The following is a 22013-nucleotide window of genomic DNA, read 5'->3' on the forward strand; positions in this document are numbered from 1 at the left end:
CGTCACGCATCGCGACGTCACCAGCCTCCGGCCGGCCGGGAGCGCAGGCGTGGGTCCGCGAGTATCTGCGGGCGCAACAGTTTGATGAGCTCGTGCAATGGATGGTGCAGGACGCCTCGCTCGATCGCAGAGGCCTCAAGCGAACCTGAAAGCCGCTGCCCTTGGCGCGGCAATCCTGCTGCGCGAGTATGTCTCGGCCCGCCTTCCGCGTATCCGCTTCGCGCACGGCGGCACGAAGCAAGGCAGGCGGTCGAGCCGAAGAGATCTGGCGTCGATGCAGGCCGCGCGCGCGCCGATGGTCGAGCGCGAGGCGCCGCCGCGCGTGGTCGAACTCGTCGAGCGCTATCTGCCGCGGCGGCTCGGCACCGTGGCGACGGTGGTACTCTTGTTCGGCAGCGTCTGGCTCGGCATCGTCAAGGGCGGCCACGCCCAGGACGTCAGCGCGGCCCTGTCCGACACCCGCAATGCCCTGGCCAATGCGGCCGGCTTCCGCATCACGGCCGTGGCGATCAATGGCCGCAAGCAGCTCACCCAGGACGAGATCCTCGCCGTCGGCGGCGTCACCGGCCGCTCCTCGTTGCTGTTCCTCGATGCCGCCGCGGTGCGCGACAGGCTCAAGGCCAACCCCTGGATCGCCGAAGCCACGGTGCAGAAGTTCTTTCCGAATCAACTCCAGATCGACGTTGTCGAGCGCAAGGCGTTCGCGCTCTGGCAGCAGGAGGGCCGCCTCTCGGTCATCGCCGATGACGGCGCCGTGCTCGAGCAATATGTCTCGCGCCGTTTCCTGACCCTGCCGCTCGTGGTCGGCAAGGGAGCCGAAAGCCGGGCGCGTGATTTCCTGGCGCTGCTCGCCCGCTACCCGCAGGTGCGCGCGGTCACCAAGGCCGCCGTGTTCGTCGGCGAGCGTCGCTGGAACCTGCGGACCAAGGACGGCCTCGATATTCGCCTGCCCGAGCACGATGTCGGTAATGCGCTCGCGACCCTGACCCAGCTCGACCAGGACGACAAGCTGTTCTCGCGCGACATCGTCGCCATCGACTTGCGGCTGTCGGACCGGCTGACGGTGCAACTGTCCGAGGACGCAGCGAAGGCGCACGACGAGCTGTTCAAGGACAAGAAGTCCAAGAAGAAGGCCGGTGACGCATGACCGGCTTCGATCGCCAGACTCCGAAGACGCGCCCGATGGGCCAGAAGCGCACCGCGCTTGTGGCCTCTCTCGATGTCGGCACCAGCAAGATCGCCTGCATGATCGCGCGGCTGAAGCCGGCGCCGCCCAGCGACGCGCTGCGCGGCCGCACCCACACGGTCGAGCTGATCGGCTACAGCCAGATCCAGTCGCGCGGCGTCAAGGCCGGCGCCGTCGTCGATCCCGTCGAATGCGAGCAGGCCGTGCGGCAGGCGGTCGCGCTTGCCGAGCGCATGGCCAAGGTGCGGGTCGAGTCCGTGCTGCTGCCGGTCGCCGGCGGCCGCGTCATGGGCCATCTGATCGAGGCCACCTCGGACATTCGCGGCGGCGCCGTGACCCAGGCCGATGTCAGCCGCGTGACCTCAACCGGCATGCACCACGCCACCGGCGACGGGCGCGCGGTGCTGCATGCCTTGCCCGTCGGCTACACGCTCGATGGCGTGAAGGGCATCCGCGACCCGCGCGGCATGCTGGCGCGGCAGTTCGGCGTCGACATGAACGTCGTCACGACCGACGCCACCGTGGCCAAGAACCTGATGCTCGTGGTCGAGCGCTGCCACCTCAACGTCGAGGCCATGGCGGCAAGCCCGTATGTTGCCGGGTTGTCGGTGCTGACCGACGACGAGGCCGATCTCGGCGCGGCGGTGGTCGAAATGGGGGCCGGCACCACGACGATCGCGATCTATTCCGGCGGCCGCTTCGTCCATGCCTCCGGTTTTGCGCTCGGCGGGCATCACGTGACCATGGATCTTGCGCGCGGACTATCAGCGTGCATTGCAGATGCCGAGCGAATCAAGACGTTATATGGCACGGTGCTGACTGGCGGGTCCGACGCGCGTGAGTTGATGTCTGTTCCGACGGCCGGTGACAACGAGCGGGATGTTCCGCAGATCGTGTCCCGCGCCACCATCGCGAACATCGTCAGGCACCGCGCAGAGGAGATTTTTGAAATGGTCCGCGACCGGCTGAAGGATTCGCCCTTTGCGGCAGAACCCAAGGCGCGCGTCGTCCTTAGCGGAGGCGCCTCCCAGCTGACGGGGCTGGTCGAGCTTGCGACCCGGATCCTCGACCGCCCGGTGCGCGTCGGCCGTCCGCTCGGTTTCGGCCGTCTCCCCAACGAGGCCAAGAACGCCGCCTTCGCGGTGCCCACCGGGCTTCTGGTCTATCCGCAATACGCGCACCTGGAACACGTCGAACCGCGGCATACGCGGCAGGTCGGGACAGGAACCGACGGCTACTTCGGAAAGGTCGGACGATGGCTACGCGAGGGCTTCTGATGACCGGTTTCCACCCCATGCGATTTTCAACAACACCAACCGCGGCCGGCGGCCGGGGCGAACCCACCCGCGCGTGATCGAGAGGCAATCATGGCACTCACTATTACCCCTCCTGATATCCACGAGCTGAAGCCCCGGATCACCGTGTTCGGTGTCGGCGGCGCGGGCGGCAACGCCGTCAACAACATGATCACGGCCGGCCTGCAGGGGGTGGACTTCGTGGTCGCCAATACCGACGCGCAGGCGCTGACCATGTCCAAGGCTCAGCGCATCATCCAGATGGGCACGCAGGTGACCCAAGGCCTCGGCGCCGGCTCGCAGCCGGACGTCGGCGCCGCCGCCGCGCAGGAGGTGATCGACGAGATCCGCGATCATCTCTCGGGCGCCAACATGGTGTTCGTGACCGCCGGCATGGGTGGCGGAACGGGCACCGGTGCAGCTCCGGTCATTGCCAAGACCGCGCGCGAGATGAACATTCTCACCGTGGGCGTCGTCACCAAGCCGTTCCACTTCGAGGGCGCGCGCCGCATGCGCACCGCGGAGTCGGGCATCTCCGAGCTGCACAAGGTCGTCGACACGCTGCTGATCATTCCGAACCAGAACCTGTTCCGGGTCGCCAACGAGAAGACCACCTTCGCCGACGCCTTCGCGATGGCCGACCAGGTGCTCTATTCCGGCGTCGCCTGCATCACCGACCTGATGGTCAAGGAAGGCTTGATCAACCTCGACTTCGCCGACGTCCGCGCTGTCATGCGTGAGATGGGCAAGGCGATGATGGGCACCGGCGAAGCCTCCGGCGACAAGCGCGCGCTCACCGCCGCCGAAGCCGCCATCGCCAACCCGCTGATCGACGATTCGTCGATGAAGGGCGCGCGCGGCCTCCTGATCTCGATCACCGGCGGCAAGGATCTCACGCTGTTCGAGGTCGACGAAGCTGCGACCCGTATCCGCGAGGAGGTCGACCAGGACGCCAACATCATCGTCGGCGCCACCTTCGACGAATCGCTCGACGGGCTGATTCGGGTCTCGGTGGTCGCGACCGGCATCGAGCAGGCGCAGTTCAACCGGAACGTCACGACCTCACAGCCGGCGGCGGCTGTCGCTCCGATTGCCGCCGCCCCGACCGCTGCCGCGGGTCTCCCTGAAAGCCGCCTCGCCGATCTGACTGCGCGCCTGCGCGCCGACAATCAGCGCCTGGCTGAACGCGCCGCCAAGCTCGAGCAGCAGGCGTCGCAGGCTCCGGCCGTCGCCGCCGCGGCGCCCGCGCCGATGGCGCCTGCGCCGCGTCCGGCGCCGAATCTCGAGCGCGACACGCTGGCCGCCGTTGCGGCCGCAATGGCAAGCGAGCCGGCGCCCTCGGCTGCTCCGGCGCCGGCAGCCTCTTATGGCGACGTGACGGTCCGCCCGATTGCGCAGAAGCCGTCGCTGTTCCCGGAGCCCGAGGCGCAGCGCGCGGCTCCGATCGAGCCGGCGGCCCCGCCCGAGACCTTCATTCCCCAGGCCGCTGAGCGGGTTCCCGTCCGCGCGCCGCGCATGCCCAAGTTCGAGGACCTGCCGATGCCGGCCCAGGCCGAGATCCGTCAGGCGAGGGGCGACGAGGGCGACGAGCATCCGCAGAAGACCCGAATGTCGCTGCTGCAGCGTCTCGCCAATGTCGGTCTCGGCCGCCGGGACGAGGACGCCGAGCCGCCGCTGCCGGTGCGGACCGCGGGTCCTGCCATGCCGCAGATGCCGCCCCTGCCGGAACGTAAGCCGCAGCGGAACGTTGCTCAGCAGGTTGCGAGCCACGAATCGCCTGTCTCGGAATATGCCCGCCGTCCCGCGCCGCAGGGTCTGGACGTCCATGGCCGTCCTGCGCCTGTGTCCCCGGCGCCACAGGGAGACGACCATTTGGATATCCCGGCCTTCCTCCGCCGGCAGGCAACCTGAGAATTGTTACAGCCCTGATGGTGCTGAACAGGCCCGGCTCGCGAGAGCCGGGCCTTTTCCATGGGCCGCCGGGGCTCCGTGATTTCCGCTCAACTAACTGATTTTAAATGATTAATTATTCTTTCGGTGTTTAGATCGGGAACCGGGAGGGTTAAGGCCTCGTTCCAGTTTGGTTAAGGGTTGGCGCGAATACGGCAGAGATGGGGTAACAATCCGTAAAGAAGCGTGAGTTGGCGCTCTTTGGGGCTCTCGTTAAGTTCTGCCGTGACTTGGGGATGCCTGAAAGTGAGTCGGTTCGCGAGGGGCGGGCTGACGAGGGATCAGGCGGGGTCTTGGGCGATCGTCGATGAAATTCAGCCGGCAAACAACGCTTCGTTCGCAAGCCACCGTCACCGGTGTAGGCGTCCACTCTGGCGCGCCTGTCAGCCTGACGATCGGGCCTGCGCCGATCGATGCGGGGATCGTGTTCCTCCGCACCGGCCTCGATGGCGCCGACCGCGAGGTCCAGGCGTCCTTCGGCTCGGTGATCGCCACCGAGTTGGCGACGGTGCTCGGTGACCGCAACGGTCCGCTGGTGTCCACCGCCGAGCATGTTCTCGCCGCGCTGCGCGGCATGGGTGTCGACAATGCGCTGATCGAGGTCGATGGCCCCGAGGTTCCGATCATGGATGGCAGTGCGGCACCGTTCGTCGCTGCCATCGACCAGGCCGGGATCGTCAATCAGTCGGCTCCGCGGCGCTACATTCAGGTGCTCAAGCCGGTCCAGGTGACCATCGGCGCCTCCACGGGCGAGCTGCGTCCCAACAGCTCCGGCTTCTGGGTCGAAGCCGAAATCGATTTCACCAACCCCGTGATCGGCCGCCAAGCCTATCATTTCGAGCTCAGCCCCGAGCGCTTCCGCCGCGAGATCGCCCGCGCCCGCACCTTCGGCTGCATGAGCGACGTGTCGCGACTGTGGAGCGCCGGCTTCGCGCTCGGTTCGTCCTTCGACAACACGCTTGTGTTCGACGAGGACCGCCTGCTCAATCCCGAAGGTCTGCGCTACGCCGACGAATGCGCCCGCCACAAGGTGCTGGATGCGATCGGCGATCTGGCGCTGGCCGGCTTGCCGATGCTCGGAACCTATCGTTCGGTCCGTGGCGGTCACAAGCTCAACCATGCGGTGCTGACTGCTCTGATGGCGGATCGCACGGCTTGGCGGATCGTCGAAGGCGAGACCGTGCGGCGTCCCCGCGTGGCCGCGGAGGTCGTTGGCGGTATGGTCGGTGGCATGGTCGCGCCGGCCTACGGCCCGGACGTGTCCTGAGCGCCGTCCTGCCGCTCGGCTGATCCGTCGACGGGGTTGCGCGACGCGCGACATTGCCGGGAGCTTTGCTTTCGACTTCGTTCGGTTTTTTCCGGCTGCTTTTTTGTCAATGTTTGTTACTGGCCACGTCTTCTCCGTGGCTGGATCATCGGCATTTCGATGTTTTCCAGCGGCTTCTTCAGCGGTAACCATGATGCGTGGCGGCAGCCTCGGTGTTGCCTTAATCCGGGCGGATTGGCTTCCTATGCGGTTGGTTGATGAAGTGTTTTCGGCTAGAGAGGCCGGGGCCGCGTGATGCGTGCCACTGGCGGGGCTCTTCCTTCGCGGTCATGAAGCGACCTTCATGGTGCACGGCGTAGATCAGATCACAGGCATCGGGTTCCAAAGAAGCATGTCGATACAGCGTCTCACGCGCGACCTCCGTCATCCCGCAGCAAGCATCGGCCGGCTCCGGCTCGCCGCGTCGCTGATCCTGCTGGCGCTGCCGTTGAGCGGCTGCGGCACCGGCGGACTCTGGGACAAGTTCCTCGCCAAGGACGACACCTTCGTCGATGAGCCCGCGGACAAGCTCTACAATGAGGGCTTGTACCTGATGAACGAGAAGAAGGACGTCAAAGGCGCGACCAAGAAGTTCGAGGAGGTCGACCGCCAGCATCCTTATTCCGACTGGGCCCGCAAATCGCTGCTGATGTCGGCCTACGCCTCCTATCAGGCCGGCGACTACGACGGCTGCATCGGCGCCGCCACCCGCTACGTGACCCTGCACCCGGGCAGCCCCGACGCGGCCTATGCGCAATACCTGATCGCTGCCTCGCATTACGACCAGATCCCGGACATCAGCCGCGACCAGGGCCGGACCGAGAAGGCCATCGCCTCCCTCGAAGAGGTGGTGCGTAAATATCCGACCTCCGAATACGCCACCAATGCCAAGGCCAAGATGGAGGGCGCCCGCGACCAGCTCGCCGGCAAGGAAATGGATGTCGGCCGCTATTACATGCAGAAGCGCGACTACACGGCCGCCATCAACCGCTTCAAGGCGGTGGTGACGCAGTATCAGACCACGCGGCACGTCGAGGAAGCGCTGTATCGCCTGACCGAGGCCTACATGACGATCGGCATCGTCGGCGAGGCCCAGACCGCGGCGGCCGTGCTCGGGCACAATTTCCCCGACAGCAAGTGGTACAAGGACGCCTACAATCTCGTGAAGTCGGGCGGCGTCGAGCCCGAGGAGAACAAGGGCTCCTACATCTCGCGCGCCTTCAAGAAGCTCGGCCTGGGCTGAGCAATCGGCCGGATCGCTCGTTTGATCTGGCTTTGTTCTGTATTCTTGTTTTGTTCTCTATTTGCTGCTAGCATCGAGTCGTTCGCTCAGGGGCGTTCCGCCCCGTTACGAAGGACTTCGGTTCCATGCTGGCGCGACTGTCGATCCGTGACATCGTCCTGATCGAACGACTCGATCTCGAATTCTCCCATGGACTTGCGGTGCTGACCGGCGAGACCGGTGCCGGCAAGTCGATCCTGCTGGACGCCTTCGCTCTCGCGCTCGGCGGTCGCGGCGACGCCAGCCTGGTGCGCCACGGGGCCGACCAGGGGCAGGTCACGGCCGTGTTCGAGATCGGCAAGGATCATCCCGCGGCCAGGATCCTCGCCGCCAACGGCCTGGATGCCAATGGCGAGATGATCCTGCGCCGCGTCCAGTTCGGCGACGGCCGCACCCGCGCCTTCATCAACGACCAGTCGGTCAGCGTGCAGACGCTGAAAGCGATCGGCGCCACCCTGGTCGAGATCCATGGCCAGCATGATGAGCGTGCGCTGGTCGATGCCGCCACCCACCGCCGGCTGCTGGATGCCTTTGCGGGTCTGGAGAAGGACGTCGCCGCGGTCGAGGCCCTCTGGGCGGCCCGCCGGACCGCGGTCACGGCGCTCGACGAGCACCGGGCTGGCATGGAGCGCGCGGCCCGCGAGGCCGACTATCTGCGGCATGCCTCGGACGAGCTGAAGAAGCTGGCGCCGAAGGAGGGCGAGGAGACGCAGCTCGCCGCCCGCCGCACGGCCATGATGCAGGGCGAGAAGATCGCGGGCGATCTGCGCGACGCGCAGGATGCGGTCAGCGGCAACCAGTCGCCGATCGCCGCGCTGGCCGCGGCCGTTCGCCGGCTGGAGCGACGCGCGGTCAGCTCGCCCGCGCTGGTCGATCCGGCGGTGAAGGCGATCGATTCGGCGATCAACGCCCTGGAGGAGGCCGATCAGCATCTGACGGTGGCGCTCGCGGCCACCGATTTCGATCCGCTGGAGCTGGAGCGCATCGAGGAGCGGCTGTTCGCGCTGCGCGCGGCTGCGCGCAAATATTCGACGCCGGTGGATGGGCTGGCGGCCTTGGCTGCCAAATATGCCGCGGATGTCGTCCTGATCGATGCCGGCGCCGAGCAGTTGAAGAAGCTGGAGGCGGCGGCGGCAACAGCCGATGCGCGCTATGCCGCGGCGGCGGCCAAGCTGTCGGCGGCGCGGACCAAGTCAGCGGAGAAGCTGAACCGGGCCGTCCATGCCGAACTCGCCCCGCTCAAGCTGGAGCGCGCCAAGTTCATGACCCAGGTCGACAGCGACGCCGAGGCGCCGGGGCCGGAGGGCATCGACCGTGTCGAGTTCTGGGTCCAGACCAATCCGGGCACGCGGCCGGGCCCGATGATGAAGGTCGCCTCGGGCGGCGAGCTGTCGCGGTTCCTGCTGGCGCTCAAGGTCGTGCTGTCCGACCGCGGCTCGGCGCCGACCTTGGTGTTCGACGAGATCGACACGGGCGTTGGCGGCGCGGTCGCGGATGCCATCGGCGCCCGGCTGGCGCGGCTCGCGCACGGGGTTCAGGTGATGGCCGTGACCCATGCGCCGCAGGTCGCGGCCAGGGCGGACCAGCATCTCCTGATTTCCAAGGATGCGCTGGATCGCGGCAAGCGTGTCGTCACCCGGGTCAACACGCTCGCCACCCTGCACCGCCGCGAGGAGATCGCCCGCATGCTGGCCGGCGCCGAGGTCACCGCCGAAGCCCGCGCCGCCGCCGACCGGCTGCTGGAGGCTGCGGCGGCGTAGCTGGAAACGGAGCGGGCCGAACGCTTTGGCTCCGGCGTGCGCATTGTGTACACCGTCGTTTCGGAACGGCCTCCGGGCCGTCCCGCAACGACGAGCAGATCATACGCATGCCCAAGACAGCAAAACCGAAGCAGCCCGTCGACGTTGCCGATCTCACCAAGGCCCAGGCCAAGGTGGAATGGAAACGGCTGGCGCTGGAGCTCGAGACCCACGACAGGCTCTATTATCAGGATGACGCGCCGAAGATCTCGGACGCCGCCTATGACGAGCTGCGTCGCCGCTTCAATGCGATCGAGAAGCGTTTCCCCGAGCTCGTCAGCAGCGAGTCTCCGTCGCAGAAGGTCGGCGCCGCGCCCTCCGGCCGGTTCAAGAAAGTGCGGCACGCGGTGCCGATGCTGTCGCTCGACAACGCCTTCGCCGAGGAGGACGTGCGCGACTTCGTCGGCCGCATTGCGCGCTTCCTCAAGCTTGCCGACGATCGCATCGATTTTTCGGCCGAGCCGAAGATCGACGGGCTGTCGATGTCGCTGCGCTACGAGGGCGGCGAGCTGGTCACCGCCGCGACGCGTGGTGACGGCGCCGAGGGGGAGGACGTCACCGCCAACATCCGCACCCTGAAGGACGTGCCGCACAAGCTGCACGGCCGCAACCTGCCCGACATCTGCGAAGTGCGCGGCGAGGTCTACATGACCAAGCAGGCCTTCCTCGCGCTCAACGAGCGCCAGAAGGAAGCGGGCGACACCATCTTCGCCAACCCGCGCAACTCCGCCGCAGGCTCGCTGCGGCAGAAGGATCCGGCCATCACCGCCTCGCGTCCCCTCGGCTTCTTCGCCTATGCCTGGGGCGAAATGAGCGCGATGCCGGCGGAGACGCAGAGCGGCATGATCAAATGGTTCGAACGCTGCGGCTTCACGACCAATCCGCTCACCAGGCTCTGCCACTCGGTGGAGGAACTGATCGCGTTCCATCGCCACATCGAGGAACAGCGTGCCGAGCTCGACTACGACATCGACGGCGTCGTCTACAAGGTCGACCGCATCGACTGGCAGGAGCGGCTCGGCTTCGTGTCACGCACGCCGCGTTGGGGCATCGCGCACAAGTTTCCGGCCGAGCGCGCCATGACCGTGCTCAAGGACATCGAGATCCAGGTCGGCCGCACCGGCTCGTTCACGCCGGTCGGCAAGCTTGAGCCGGTCGGAGTCGGCGGCGTCATCGTGCAGAACGTGACGCTGCACAATGAGGACTACATCAAGGGGATCGGCAACAAGGGCGAGGTTCTGCGCGAGGGCCGCGACATCCGGATCGGCGACACCGTCGTGATCCAGCGCGCTGGCGACGTCATCCCACAGGTGGTCGACGTCCTCATCGACAAGCGGCCGAAGAACGCTAAGGAATTCCATTTCCCCAAGACGTGCCCGTGCCCGCTGCATACCGACGTCGTGCGGGAGGAGATTGCGACCGGCGAGGAGGGCTCGCGCGCCCGCTGCACCGGCGAGTTCGCCTGTCCGTTCCAGAAGATCGAGCACCTCAAGCTGTTCGCCTCGCGCCGCGCTTTCGACATCGACGGCCTGGGCGAGAAGCAGATCGAATTCTTCTTCGACCAGGGCTGGGTCAAGGAGCCCGCCGACATCTTCACGCTGGCCGCACGCAACAGCAAGCTGAAGCTCGAGCAGATCGAGGGCTATGGCGAGACCTCGGTGCGCAATCTCTTCAATGCCATCGACGCCCGGCGCGAGATCGCGCTGGAGCGCTTCATCTTTGCGCTCGGCATGCGCCATGTCGGCGAGACCACGGCGCTGGCGTTGGCGCGCGGCTACGGCTCCTGGGATGCGTTCCACGAAGCCTGTCTCAAGGTCGCCAACGGCGACGAGGAGGCGATCGCGGAGATGGATGCGCTCGACCAGATCGGCGACACCGTGATCAAGAGCGTCGCCGCCTATTTCGGCGAGGACCATAATCGCGGCATCGTCGAGCGGCTGACGAAAGAGGTGAAGATCCTCGACGCGGAGAAGCCGAAGCGCAATTCGCCGATCGCGACCAAGACCGTGGTATTCACCGGCACGCTGGAAAAGATGACGCGCGATGAGGCCAAGGCGACCGCCGAGCGGCTCGGCGCGAAAGTCTCGGGCTCGGTGTCGAAGAAGACGGACTACGTCGTCGCCGGTCCCGGCGCGGGATCAAAGCTGAAGGACGCGCAGAAGCACGGCGTGCAGGTGCTCACCGAGGACGAGTGGCTGCAGCTGATCGGGGAGTAGCAGCTCCGCAGTGTCGGTTGCGACAGACGCTGGATGAGACCCCAACAATTGTCATCATCCGCGAAAGCGGATGATCCAGTATTCCAGAGGCATTTGTCATAGAGCCGAGACGCTTCGGCCTGCTGGATACCCGCCTGCGCGGGTATGACGCCGAGAATGACGCGCGGTCGTGCAGTCGCTCACGCACCTCCTTCACATTACCCCGGCTTCGTCCTCTTCCGCCGTCTCGATCAGCTCCTTCGTCACCTTCATCTGCGTGCGCGGAACCAGGAAGATCATGCTGCAGGCGCAGGCGAGGGACAGGGTGAGCATCGCTGACGTCAGCGGCAGCGTGCTGCTGAAATGGCCGCCGAGCCAGGCGCCGAGCTGCGACGTCAGCGCGCCCACGCCCATCTGCAGGAAGCCCATCGCGCCGGAGGCGGTGCCCGCCGCGCCCGGCCGGACGCTGATGGCGCCGGCGGCAGAGTTCGCCATCACGGCGGCATTGGCGAACATCAGCAGCATCTGCGTGCCGAACAGCACCGAAGGCACCTGGTTGACGCCGAACAGGCTCCATGTGAAGTTCAGCGCGGCGCTGGTGAGCTGCAGCCCCAGTCCGAACCAGATCAGCCGATCGAGCGAATGGCGCGGCGCGTAGCGCACGCAGAACAGGTTGCCGACGAAATAGGCGAAGCCGGTGGTCGCAAACCACGCGCCATACTCCGCCGAGGAGCGGCCCATCTGCACCTCGACGATATACGGCCCGCCGCCGGCGAAGGCGAAGATGATCTGCGAGGCCAGCACCTGGCACAGCATGTAGCCGAGGAAGGCGCGGCTCTTCACCAGCATGGCGACGTCGCGGCGGAAGCTCGCGCCTTCGATGCGGGCAGGGCGGGTCTCCGGCAGCGCCATGGTCACGGCGATCGCGATCACGATCGACAGCGCGGCGACGACATAGAAGATGGCGTGCCAGCCGAACGCGATCTCGATCAGGCCGCCGGTCAGCGGCGACAGCATCTGCGCGATCATCATCACCGCGACGACGAGGCTGATCATCGCGCCGATGCGCTCGCGCGGATAGAGATCGCGGATGATGGCGCGGCTGATCACCATGCCGCTGGCGCCGCCGAGCGCCTGGAAGAAGCGCGCCGCGATCAGCTGGGGCAGGGTGTCGGCGAAGATGCAGCTGACGCTCGCGACGATCGAGAGCGCGAGCCCTGCGAGCATCACGGGGCGGCGGCCGAAGCGGTCCGACAGCGGCCCGAGCAGCAGCTGCGAGATCGCGATGCCGGCCATGTAGAACGACACCGTCATCTGCACGACGGAGGCGTCGCGCCCGAACGTGGTCGCGAGCAGCGGCAGGGCCGGCACCAGCAGGTAAAGCGAGATAGGCGCCAGCCCGGTCATGACGACCAGGAGGACCAGCACGGTGCGCGAGGGGACGGCGCGCGGTGGCGCCGCCCCGGGCGGTCTGCTGATCATTCCATGCATGGTGCCGCTCAAATCGGGTGAACGCCCTGACTGTAGCGGCCTTCCGCTTCGCGGAAATGCCTGTTTCGGCATGCGCCCATGCGGGCAGCGGGACAGTTCGTAGCTGGACAGTCCGGATGACTACAGTGGCGCAGTCGCCTGATCGAGCCAGCGCTGGTCGCTGTCGTCGAGCGCTGCACGGACGGTTTCCCTGACCCGGGCATGATAGGCGTCGAGCCATGCCCGTTCCTCGGCGGTCAGCATGACGACATCGATCAGGCGGCGGTCGATCGGCGCCAGGGTCAGCGCCTCGAAGCCGTTCATCGGCTTCTCCGCGCCCGCGACGTCCTTCGCCACAACGAGCTCAAGGTTCTCGATGCGGATGCCGAAGGCGTCGGTCTTGTAGTAGCCGGGCTCGTTGGACAGGATCATGCCGCGCTTCAGCGGTGTCGTGCCGAGCTTCGAGATGCGCGCGGGTCCCTCGTGCACGGACAGATAGCTGCCGACGCCGTGGCCGGTCCCGTGCTCGAAATCGATGCCCGCCTGCCACAGGAACTGCCGCGCCAAGGTGTCGAGCTGCGCACCGGTGGTGCCGTCGGGGAAGATCGCGCGTGCGATCGCGAGGTGGCCGCGCAGCACGCGGGTGAAGCGGTCGCGCATCTCCGCGGTCGGCGCGCCCACGGCGATCGTGCGGGTGACGTCAGTGGTGCCGTCCTGATATTGCGCGCCGGAATCGATCAGCAGCAGATCGCCCGGCATGATGCGGCGGTTGCTCTTGCGGGTGACCCGATAATGCACGATCGCGCCGTTCGGGCCGGTGCCCGAGATGGTCGGGAACGACACGTCCTTGAGCGCGCCGGTGTCGCGGCGAAAGCTCTCCAGCGCCTCGACCGCATCGATCTCGGTCAACGTGCCCTTCGGCGCCTCGCGATCGATGAAGGCGAGAAAGCGCGCCAGCGCCACCGCATCGCGCTGATGGGCGCGCCGCGTGCCGTCGATCTCCACCGCGTTCTTGGCGGCCTTGAGCAGGCTGACCGGATCGGCGCCGCGCACCGCCTTGCCGCCGGCGCCCTGGATCAGCCGCGTCAGGGCATCGGCGGCCGTGGCGCTGTCGAGCGCGACGGCAGCGCCGGATTGTGCGAGCTCGCTCAGGCGCAGTGTCAGCGTGTCCGGCTCCGCCACATCAGCGCTCTGCTCGAGATGATCGCGCGTCAGGTTCGAGAGCTTGCGGGAATCGATGAAGATCGTCGGACGTCCGGCCTTGGGCACCAGCGCATAGGACAGCGGCAGCGGCGTGTGCGAGACGTCGGCGCCGCGGATGTTGAAGGTCCAGGCGACGTTGTGGGAATCGGACAGCACCAGCGCCTCGACCCCGAGGCGCTCGATCTCCTGGCGGATCCGGCCGAGCTTGTCCGCCTCGCTCTCGCCGGACAATTCCGCGCCGTGGATGGAGACGGCGCCGAGCGGCGGCAGCGGCCGTTCGGTCCAGATGCTGTCGACCGGGTTGCGCTCGACCGGCACCAGCTCCGCGCCCGCCTTGGCGCAAGCGGCGGCCAGACGTTCGGCCGCGGCCGTCGTATGCAGCCACGGATCGAAGCCGACGCGGTCACCGCTCTGCAGGTGTCGCGTCAGCCAACTCTCGGGCGGCGGCTCGATCAGCGATTCCACCATCCAGGCCTTGCCGTCGACCTGCTTGCCGGCCTGCAGCGTATAGCGGCCGTCGACGAATATCGCGGCTGCCTGCGGCAGCACGATCGCGAGGCCGGCCGAGCCGGTGAAGCCGGTCAGCCATGCCAGCCTTTCCTCCGATGGCGGCACATATTCGTTCTGCTGCTGGTCGGCGCGAGGCACGATGAATCCGGTGAGCTTGCGGCTGGCCAGCTCTTCGCGGAGCGCGGCCAGCCGCGCGGTCAGCGCCACGCCGGTTTCGGGTTCTTCGAACGTCTGGAACAGAGCTTCGAACATCGGTCTCATACTTTAGAAGTGGATCCTGCCGCAGAAGTGGATCTTGCCGCGTCGGCGACGAATACTCCTTCAGCCGACAGTGCAGTGCACGAAGAATCTCCTTGCATTCGCCTGTGCAAAAAGATTTGCTGTCGCATGCCAGTCATCCGAAAGAGGTGCGGCGAGGAAACGTATGGACGTGACGACCGCGATCGTAAAGATCATCCGCGGTCGGTCGCATGATCCGGGGAGTGCCTCAACTCAACGGCGAGGGGATGCACGATGCCTGCTTTTACCTTCGAAAAACTATCGGCGCCCGCGCCAAGCGGACCGGCGTCCGCACCGGCCGAGAAGCCGCGCAGCGCGCTGGCCGATCTCGTCAATCGTCTCGTTGCGCCGCGCGGTCGACGTGCCTCGCGTAATCAGTCCGACTCCACCTCCCAGCAGAGCCAGCCGAAGACGTAGTCGCGAGCTTGCCGCACCAGCGTGAAGGTTAGCGTGCAGGTTCGATCCACGCCGCGAGCTGATCCGCCTTACTGCTGCTTCTGCAGCAAGAGGCTGCTCCACCCCTCGATTCTCAAATGCCGGATCGGAACCAGGCCGCGAGCACGATAGGCGGCGCGGACGGCGCGTGCCTGCGGGGTCAACAGGCCCGACAGGATCACGAAGGCTCCAGGCGCGAGGTGGCGCAGCATCGGCGCGGCCAGCTGGCGCAGCGGGTTGGCCAGGATATTCGCCAGCACCAGGTCGAACGGGCCGCACCGGGCAAAGTCCGGGGCGGCGAAGCCGGTGGCGCGGATGACCCGGACCAGGGGGCCTGCGCCGTTGAGCTGGGCGTTCTCCCGCGCCACCATGACCGAGGGCGCATCGATGTCGCTCGCCAGCACGGACCGGTGCGTCGCCTTGGCGGCGGCGATGGCGAGCACGCCGGTTCCGGTGCCGAGGTCGAGCACCCGTCGCGGCGCGCGCGTCTTGAGCACGTGATCGAGCAGCAGCAGGCAGCCGCGGGTGGTGCCGTGGTGGCCGGTGCCGAAGGCGAGCGCCGCCTCGATCTCGATCCCGAGCTTGTTGCCGGGCACCCGCTGCCGGTCATGGCTGCCATGGACCATGAAACGGCCGGCCGGCACCGGAACAAGGTCGTCCAGGCTGGCCTTGACCCAGTCCTTGGCCTCGACGACCTCGAACGCCAGGGTCTGGGCCACGTCGGAGCCTGCCGCCCCGCCGACCAACTCGCGCACCAGCGCCTGGTCGGGCGGGTCGGCAAAATGAACCGTGACGTCCCAGCGCCCGTCCGGACGCTCGAACGCCGCCACCGCCGCGTCGCCCTCGAAGAACACCTCGGTCAGGACGTCGACCGCCGGGCGGGCGGTCGCTTCATCGGCAACCGTGAAGCTGGCCTTGTGGGTGGCGGGCGTGGTCGTTGAGGTCATCAAGGTGGATCCTGGCGAGATTTGACGGCGTGGTTAAGGGAATTGCCTGCCAACGCAAGCGATAGGGCCGCAATGCGGCCGGATCTGCACATCCGGCGGTTGTATAATGCCTTTCCTGATCCGAATAAAAGTTGAGGTTCAATTGCAGCGAAGAATCTCTGCAACTTGAACTGGGGGCATTATCCCGACTTTAGGGTCCTGGCCCCTAATTTTCCCGTCATGGGAACCGGATGATCCTCGGTTCCTGGGTTGGGAAACGAGGTTCAGATGAAGTCCATTCTGTCGAAGTTCTTGCGTGATGAATCCGGCGCCACCGCCATCGAATACGGCCTGATTGCAGCGGGCATCTCGCTGGCGATCATTGCCGCCGTCAACGGCCTGGGCAGCTCGCTCAGCAGCAAGTTCGAATCGATCAACACGTCGCTGAAGTAATCCGACCGCCGCGGCGTCCTCGAAGAACCGGGCCTCAGCGCCCGGTTTTTCTGCTCTTGAGAGGGCGTATCGAACGCCGGGTCCACAGCATATCCACACGGCCGTGCACTGCTTCTTTGGCGGTTGATCCACCGCTTGTCCACAGGGGTGTGCCGCGCCTTTCCACCCCTTATCCTCAGCCGAACAACGCGCGATGGTCCGCCAGGATCGCCTGGGCCGCATTGTGGCCGGGGGCGCCGGTGACGCCGCCACCGGGGTGGCTGCCCGAGCCGCAATGGTAGAGCCCCTTCAGCGGCGAGCGATAGTCGGCGTGACCGAGCATGGGGCGGGCCGAGAACAACTGGTTCAAGGTCAGCGCGCCGTGGAAGATGTCGCCACCGATCAGCCCGAACTGGCGTTCGAGGTCGAGCGGTGACAGCACCTGCCGGCCGAGCACGCTGGCCGCAAAGCCCGGCGCATAGCGGTCGACGGTCGCGATCATCAGGTCGGCGACCTCGTCGCGATGATTGTCCCAGGAGCGGCCGTCCGGCAGCTCGGGCGCGACATGCTGGCAGAACAGGCTGGCGACGTGCCGGCCCGCGGGCGCCAGCGTCGGGTCGAGCGTGGAGGGGATCAGCAGTTCGACCACGGGATCGCGGCTCCAGCCATGCGCCCGCGCGTCGAGATAGGCCTGGTCCATGTAGCCGAGGCTCGGGCCAAGGATGATTCCCGCGGACAGATGGTCGCCTTCGCCCGGCAGCGCGCTGAACGAGGGCAGCCGGTCGAGCGCCACGTTCATGCGGAACGTGCCCGAACCGCAGCGCCAGTTCCGGATGCGGCTCAGGAACGGCTCGGGCACGGCACCGGCCGGCACCAGGCGCGTATACAGCAGCTTCGGGTTCACGTTGGCGACGACGTGGCGGGCGCGGATGGTGCGGCCATCCTCGAGCACGATGCCGACCGCGCGGTCGCGCTCGACGATCACCTCGCGCACGCCGGCCTCGACCTCGACCAGCGTTCCCAGCTCTTTCAGGCACCCGGCCATCGCCTGCGTGATCGCGCCCATCCCGCCGATCGCATGGCCCCAGACGCCCTTCTTGCCGTTCACCTCGCCGAAGGCGTGATGCAGCATCACATAGGCCGAGCCGGCAGCGTAGGGGCTGGCATAGTTGCCGACGATGGCATCGAAGCCGAACAGCGCCTTCACCAGGTCGGTCTCGAAGATCTCGTCGAGCATCTCGCCGGCCGAGCGCGTGAAAAGGTCGAGCAGGTCGCGCTGCTGCTCCAGCGACAGTGCGCGCAGGGTGTTGGCGGTGCCGAGCGCGTTGAACGCCTCGCGGATCGCCGACAGCCCGAACTGGGCGACCAGATTCGGTGGCGCCCGCAGCACGAGGCTGCGAAGCACATCCGCGATCGCCTCGAGCCGGGCCGAGAACGGGCCGATCGCGTCGGCGTCGCGCTGGCTCAGCCGCGCAACCGAAGCCAGCGTGCGACCCTCGCCCGTCAGCAGATAGCGACCGTCCGGCGAGGGCAGGAAGTTCTGCGCCCGGCGCTCGACGATCTCGAGCCCGTGCTCGAGCAGCTTCAGGTCGGAGATGACGCGCGGATTGAGCAGGCTCACCGTGTAGGACGCGACGGAGTTGCGGAAGCCCGGATGAAACTCCTCGGTCACCGCAGCGCCGCCGACCACCTTGCGACGCTCGACCACATGCACCCGCAGGCCCGCCATGGCGAGATAGGCCGCACAGGTCAGGCCGTTGTGGCCCGCGCCGATGATGATGACGTCGGTTTCATTCATGTCAGCTTCAAGAAGCCCTGTTTAATGGCCCGCACCGGGAACCTCGGCTGGTGCTGTCGCGCCGGAAGGCTGCGACGTCAAGGAAAACTCCATTTTGCCTCAGCTGCTCGCCATACCGCCCTGCGATCCGCTATGTCTCGTCTGCTCATCGCGGTCCGGCCTCGGCATCTGATGCCGGCCGCGCTGCTGCCGGAGTTGTCATGACCTCAATCGCCTCGCCCGCCGCCGTCGCTCAGCCCTCCGCCGCACGCAACCGGCTGGTGCTCGTCGTCTATACCGCCGCCATTTTCGTCAGCGCGCTGCTGTTGTTCTCGGTGCAGCCGCTGTTCACCAAGATGGTGCTGCCGCGGCTCGGCGGCTCGCCGGCGGTGTGGTCGGTGGCGATGGTGTTCTTCCAGACCCTGCTGCTGGCGGGCTACGCCTATGCGCATTTTCTCACCCAGCTGCGCAGCCGGGTGCTGCCGATCGCGATTCATCTGCTGCTGCTCGGTTTCGCAATCCTGGGCTTGCCGCTGTCGATCGCGAGTAGCTGGGGCGATCCGCCGACCTCGGGCTACGGGCTGTGGCTGCTCGGCCTGTTCACCGTGTCGATCGGCCTGCCGTTTTTCGCGCTCGCCGCCAACAATCCGCTGCTGCAGGCGTGGTTCGTGCGCACGGGTCATCCGGCCGCGCCCGACCCGTATTTCCTCTATGCGTCGTCGAACATCGGCAGCTTTCTGGCGCTGCTGTCCTATCCTCTGCTGATCGAGCCGATCTTCAGCCTGCGCATGCAGAACCTGATCTGGACCGGTGGCTATGGCCTCCTGATCGCGCTGATCGCCGGCTGCGGCGTCCTGCTGTTGCGGTCGCCCGTGATCGTGACGAGCCTGCTGCAGACCGAGGAGAGCCATGCGCCGGCGCCACGCTGGCTGCTGCGCCTGCGCTGGATCTTCCTGGCCGCAGTGCCTTCCGGCCTGCTGATCGCGGTGACCGCGCACATCTCCACCGACGTCGCGGCCGCCCCCTTGCTATGGGTGCTGCCGCTGTCGCTCTATTTGCTGACCTGGGTGCTGGTGTTCCAGTCGCGGCCGCTGCTGCCGCACAAATGGATGCTGGCGCTGCAGCCGCTGGCGATCGCCGGCGTCGTCGTGCTGCTCGCCTTCGGCGGCGAGCAGAATCTCGCGCTCACGCTCGGCGGTCACCAGCTCTGCTTCTTCATCATCGCCATGGCCTGCCATGGCGAGCTCGCGCGCACGCGCCCGCCGGCCAAATATCTCACCGGCTTCTATGTCGCGCTGTCGTTCGGTGGCATGGTCGGCGGCCTGTTCGCCGGCTTGATCGCCCCCTTCACCTTCTCATGGGTTGCCGAATATCCGATCCTGCTGGCGCTGGCGGCGCTGTGCCGGCCCGCGGCCAACGAGCGCTTGCCCGGGATCACGCGCTGGTACTGGCTCCCGCTCGCGGTCATCGCCGTCGCGCTGCTGGTGCCCGCCGGCATGACCGGCAAGGTCACGACCTATCTCGAGGACCACCGCGTCTATGTCGCGGGCGCCGTAGGCGTGCTCGCAGCGCTGCTCGCTCTGCTGCTGAACGGTGGCCGCTGGAAGGTGTTCGCGACGGCCGCGCTCGCGCTCGTCCTGATCCGCGCCTATCCGGCCGATGACGGCCGCGTCGAGACGGTGCGCAGCTTCTTCGGTGTGCACAAGATCGTGGTGACATCGGACGGGCACTACCACGTGCTGATGCACGGCACGACCATTCACGGCGCGCAGAAATATCTCAACGCCGATGGCTCCAAGGTGACGGGGCGGCCCGAGCCGATCACCTACTATCACAAGGACGGCGGCATCGGCCGCGCCATCACCGCGATCCGGGAGCGCAAGGGCGCGCCGCTCAAGGTCGCCGTCATCGGCGTCGGCGCCGGCACGCTCACATGCGCAGCCGAGCCTGGCGAGAGCTGGAAATTCTTCGAGATCGATCAGACCATGGTCGACACCGCCAGCGACACGAAATATTTCAGCTACATCAGGAACTGCGCGCCGGACATCAAGCCCGTCATCGGCGATGCCCGGCTGACCTTTGCCAAGGAGCCGGACGGCGCCTACGATCTGATCATCGTCGACGCCTATTCCTCGGATGCGATTCCGATCCATCTGGCGACGGAGGAGGCGATGGCGATCTACAAGGCGAAGCTGGCGCCGCAGGGCGCCGTCGTGATGCACGTCTCCAATCGCCATCTGGAGCTGGAGAGCGTCGTCGTCGGCATCGCCGACGCCAACGACCTGAAGAGCTGGGTCTACAACGAGGACTCCGGCCGCGACGACGAGTACATCTTCTCCACCGACGTCGTCATCAGCGCGCGCGAGGACGCCGACGTCGGCAAGCTGGCCTCCTCGGACAAGTGGACCGAAACTGAGCCGACCGACGGCGAACGGGTCTGGACCGACGATTATTCGAACATTCTCGGCGCGGTGTATCGGCGGCTTCGCGACGGCGAGTAACAGGGCACTGCCGCCGTTCGACGTCGCCGGGCCTGGATCGCCGTGATGATGGCGTCTGCGCCCAAAGAGGTGCGCGCCTCGTCAGCGGCGGGCCTCGGTTGCATTGCCGCATCGATTTCTCGAGCGTCTGATCGCCGACTTTGCTGTACCGCATCGCAAAACGCAGTGGTTTCGCGCTTTCTGCGCGGGCCTCTGTTGCGTGCCCGTCATGACCATGCTACCTTGAGGTGCGCCCCTCATTTGAGGTCGGTACTTTGCGCGTCTTCGAATGGGTGGGTTGGGGCACGCACGCGCAGTCGAGCTGGATCGCAAACTGAGCGGTGAGGGACCGGTCTGGTCGTCTTGCCCTGAGCGAACGATCGCGCGGACGCTGTCCAGATCGAGGTGCTGTTCGTCCGGGCGGAGCCAGCGGTTCGGACGAGAGACGACTGTTCGCGACTAGATATCGTTCGACTACCAAATGCCGGCCGCATCAAAGCAGGCCGGCTTCACATGGGAGGGGTTCAATGAAGCGTCTTTGGATTGCCGGTGCGTCTGCCTTGTTGTCGATGGCGCTCGGTCTCGGCTCCGCGGGAGCCGCGGACAAGAAGGTCCTCGCCTTCGTCGTCAACGGTGCCTCCGACTTTTGGAAGATCGCCGAGGCCGGCGTGAAGAAGGCGCAGGGCGAGTTGCCCAATTACAACCTGCAGCTCAAATATCCCGAGCAGGCGGCAGCCGCCGTGCAGCAGCGGATGCTGGATGACCTCGTCGCGGCCGGGGCCGCCGGAATCATGGTGAGCGCCGTCGATCCGAAGAACCAGACTGAGCACCTCAACAAGATTGCGGCACAGACGGTGCTCTTCACCACCGACAGCGACGCCCCGCAATCCAAACGCATCGCCTATATCGGCTCCTCCAATACCGAGCTCGGCAAGGATGCCGGCAAGCTGATGCTGAAGGCGCTCCCGAACGGCGGCAAATGTGTCGGCTTCGTCGGCCTGCTCGGGGCTGACAACGCTCGCGAGCGCATCGAAGGCGTGAAGGAGACCATCAAGGGATCGAAGGTCGAACTGGTCGACGTGCGCGGCGACGAGATCGACCAGACCCGGGCCAAGCGCAATGTCGAGGACATCCTGGCAGCGATGCCGGACGTGAGCTGCCTGGTCGGCTTCTATTCCTACAACACCCCGCGCATCTATGAGGTGCTGAAGGAGGCCGGCAAGCTCGGCAAGATCAAGATCATCGGCTTCGACGAGGATCCGATCACGCTCGGCGGCGTCAAGGACGGCGCGATCGAGGGCACCGTCGTGCAGCAGCCGTTCGAGTGGGGCTATCAGGGCATGAAGCTGATGGCGAAGGTCGTTGAGGGCGACAAGTCGGGCGTGCCGGCGAACGGCATCATCATCGTGCCCGGCAAGGTGATCGAGAAGTCGAACGTCGACGACTTCATGGCGCAGATGAAGCAGATGCTGAAGAAGTAGCGCGACG

At 66.5% G+C, this 22013-nt stretch carries 14 protein-coding genes; 10 read left to right on the plus strand and 4 right to left on the minus strand.

Annotated elements, in window-relative coordinates:
* Window positions 1-97: 97 nt before the first annotated feature.
* The 7 genes from QW887_RS21630 to ligA all read left to right on the plus strand — a co-directional run bounded on the left by QW887_RS21630 (window position 98) and on the right by ligA (window position 11034).
* The gene (locus tag QW887_RS21630; RefSeq protein ID WP_316184008.1) at window positions 98-1147 is read left to right on the plus strand and encodes a cell division protein FtsQ/DivIB; all 1050 of its coding nucleotides are present in this window, start codon (window positions 98-100) and stop codon (window positions 1145-1147) included.
* The gene (gene ftsA / locus QW887_RS21635; RefSeq protein ID WP_315713429.1) at window positions 1144-2463 is read left to right on the plus strand and encodes a cell division protein FtsA; all 1320 of its coding nucleotides are present in this window, start codon (window positions 1144-1146) and stop codon (window positions 2461-2463) included. The genes QW887_RS21630 and ftsA overlap by 4 nt, the downstream gene beginning before the upstream one ends.
* 90 nt (window positions 2464-2553) lie before the next feature.
* Window positions 2554-4392: a cell division protein FtsZ gene (gene ftsZ, locus QW887_RS21640; RefSeq protein WP_315713428.1), complete on the plus strand. Its 1839-nt coding sequence runs from the start codon at window positions 2554-2556 to the stop codon at window positions 4390-4392.
* Window positions 4393-4738: 346 nt separating this feature from the next.
* On the plus strand, window positions 4739-5698 hold the full coding sequence (gene lpxC / locus QW887_RS21645; RefSeq protein WP_315713427.1) for a UDP-3-O-acyl-N-acetylglucosamine deacetylase: 960 nt from the start codon (window positions 4739-4741) through the stop codon (window positions 5696-5698).
* 391 nt (window positions 5699-6089) lie between these two features.
* Window positions 6090-6980: an outer membrane protein assembly factor BamD gene (locus QW887_RS21650; protein WP_315713426.1), complete on the plus strand. Its 891-nt coding sequence runs from the start codon at window positions 6090-6092 to the stop codon at window positions 6978-6980.
* Between the two features lie 125 nt (window positions 6981-7105).
* On the plus strand, window positions 7106-8779 hold the full coding sequence (gene recN, locus QW887_RS21655) for a DNA repair protein RecN (protein ID WP_315713425.1): 1674 nt from the start codon (window positions 7106-7108) through the stop codon (window positions 8777-8779).
* Between the two features lie 107 nt (window positions 8780-8886).
* Window positions 8887-11034 (plus strand): NAD-dependent DNA ligase LigA, encoded by a 2148-nt coding sequence (ligA, locus tag QW887_RS21660; protein WP_316184005.1) that lies wholly within the window; start codon window positions 8887-8889, stop codon window positions 11032-11034.
* 192 nt (window positions 11035-11226) lie between these two features.
* On the opposite strand, the gene QW887_RS21665 is transcribed toward ligA, so the two are convergent.
* The 3 genes from QW887_RS21665 to QW887_RS21675 form a co-directional block, all read right to left on the minus strand.
* Window positions 11227-12504 carry a multidrug effflux MFS transporter gene (locus tag QW887_RS21665; protein WP_316184004.1) on the minus strand — a complete coding sequence of 426 codons (1278 nt, stop codon included), beginning with the start codon at window positions 12502-12504 and terminating at the stop codon, window positions 11227-11229.
* Window positions 12505-12624: 120 nt separating this feature from the next.
* Window positions 12625-14448: an aminopeptidase P family protein gene (locus tag QW887_RS21670; protein WP_316184003.1), complete on the minus strand. Its 1824-nt coding sequence runs from the start codon at window positions 14446-14448 to the stop codon at window positions 12625-12627.
* Between the two features lie 512 nt (window positions 14449-14960).
* The gene (locus QW887_RS21675; RefSeq protein WP_316184002.1) at window positions 14961-15857 is read right to left on the minus strand and encodes a 50S ribosomal protein L11 methyltransferase; all 897 of its coding nucleotides are present in this window, start codon (window positions 15855-15857) and stop codon (window positions 14961-14963) included.
* Between the two features lie 267 nt (window positions 15858-16124).
* Between QW887_RS21675 and QW887_RS21680 the strand changes: the two genes are divergently transcribed.
* Window positions 16125-16289, plus strand: a complete 165-nt coding sequence (locus QW887_RS21680; protein WP_315713419.1) for a Flp family type IVb pilin — start codon at window positions 16125-16127, stop codon at window positions 16287-16289.
* 175 nt (window positions 16290-16464) lie between these two features.
* Here QW887_RS21680 and QW887_RS21685 read toward each other — a convergent pair whose 3' ends face one another.
* Window positions 16465-18066: an NAD(P)/FAD-dependent oxidoreductase gene (locus QW887_RS21685; RefSeq protein ID WP_315713418.1), complete on the minus strand. Its 1602-nt coding sequence runs from the start codon at window positions 18064-18066 to the stop codon at window positions 16465-16467.
* Window positions 18067-18266: 200 nt separating this feature from the next.
* On the opposite strand from QW887_RS21685, the gene QW887_RS21690 reads away from it, so the two are divergent.
* Window positions 18267-20546, plus strand: a complete 2280-nt coding sequence (locus QW887_RS21690) for a fused MFS/spermidine synthase (RefSeq protein ID WP_315713417.1) — start codon at window positions 18267-18269, stop codon at window positions 20544-20546.
* Window positions 20547-21052: 506 nt separating this feature from the next.
* Complete coding sequence (locus tag QW887_RS21695) at window positions 21053-22006, plus strand: sugar-binding protein (RefSeq protein ID WP_315713416.1); 954 nt, start codon at window positions 21053-21055, stop codon at window positions 22004-22006.
* Window positions 22007-22013 lie beyond the last annotated feature (7 nt).

This window comes from Bradyrhizobium sp. SZCCHNRI3052, from assembly GCF_032484895.1.
Lineage (GTDB): Bacteria > Pseudomonadota > Alphaproteobacteria > Rhizobiales > Xanthobacteraceae > Bradyrhizobium.

Excerpts from the sequence above, each read along its gene's own strand:
- QW887_RS21630 (WP_316184008.1), top strand. The coding sequence starts at position 98 with ATGGATGGTGCAGGACGCCTCGCTCGATCGCAGAGGCCTCAAGCGAAC.
- ftsA (WP_315713429.1), top strand. The coding sequence starts at position 1,144 with ATGACCGGCTTCGATCGCCAGACTCCGAAGACGCGCCCGATGGGCCAG.
- ftsZ (WP_315713428.1), top strand. The coding sequence starts at position 2,554 with ATGGCACTCACTATTACCCCTCCTGATATCCACGAGCTGAAGCCCCGG.
- lpxC (WP_315713427.1), top strand. The coding sequence starts at position 4,739 with ATGAAATTCAGCCGGCAAACAACGCTTCGTTCGCAAGCCACCGTCACC.
- QW887_RS21650 (WP_315713426.1), top strand. The coding sequence starts at position 6,090 with ATGTCGATACAGCGTCTCACGCGCGACCTCCGTCATCCCGCAGCAAGC.
- recN (WP_315713425.1), top strand. The coding sequence starts at position 7,106 with ATGCTGGCGCGACTGTCGATCCGTGACATCGTCCTGATCGAACGACTC.
- ligA (WP_316184005.1), top strand. The coding sequence starts at position 8,887 with ATGCCCAAGACAGCAAAACCGAAGCAGCCCGTCGACGTTGCCGATCTC.
- QW887_RS21665 (WP_316184004.1), bottom strand. The coding sequence starts at position 12,504 with ATGCATGGAATGATCAGCAGACCGCCCGGGGCGGCGCCACCGCGCGCC.
- QW887_RS21670 (WP_316184003.1), bottom strand. The coding sequence starts at position 14,448 with ATGTTCGAAGCTCTGTTCCAGACGTTCGAAGAACCCGAAACCGGCGTG.
- QW887_RS21675 (WP_316184002.1), bottom strand. The coding sequence starts at position 15,857 with ATGACCTCAACGACCACGCCCGCCACCCACAAGGCCAGCTTCACGGTT.
- QW887_RS21680 (WP_315713419.1), top strand. The coding sequence starts at position 16,125 with ATGAAGTCCATTCTGTCGAAGTTCTTGCGTGATGAATCCGGCGCCACC.
- QW887_RS21685 (WP_315713418.1), bottom strand. The coding sequence starts at position 18,066 with ATGAATGAAACCGACGTCATCATCATCGGCGCGGGCCACAACGGCCTG.
- QW887_RS21690 (WP_315713417.1), top strand. The coding sequence starts at position 18,267 with ATGACCTCAATCGCCTCGCCCGCCGCCGTCGCTCAGCCCTCCGCCGCA.
- QW887_RS21695 (WP_315713416.1), top strand. The coding sequence starts at position 21,053 with ATGAAGCGTCTTTGGATTGCCGGTGCGTCTGCCTTGTTGTCGATGGCG.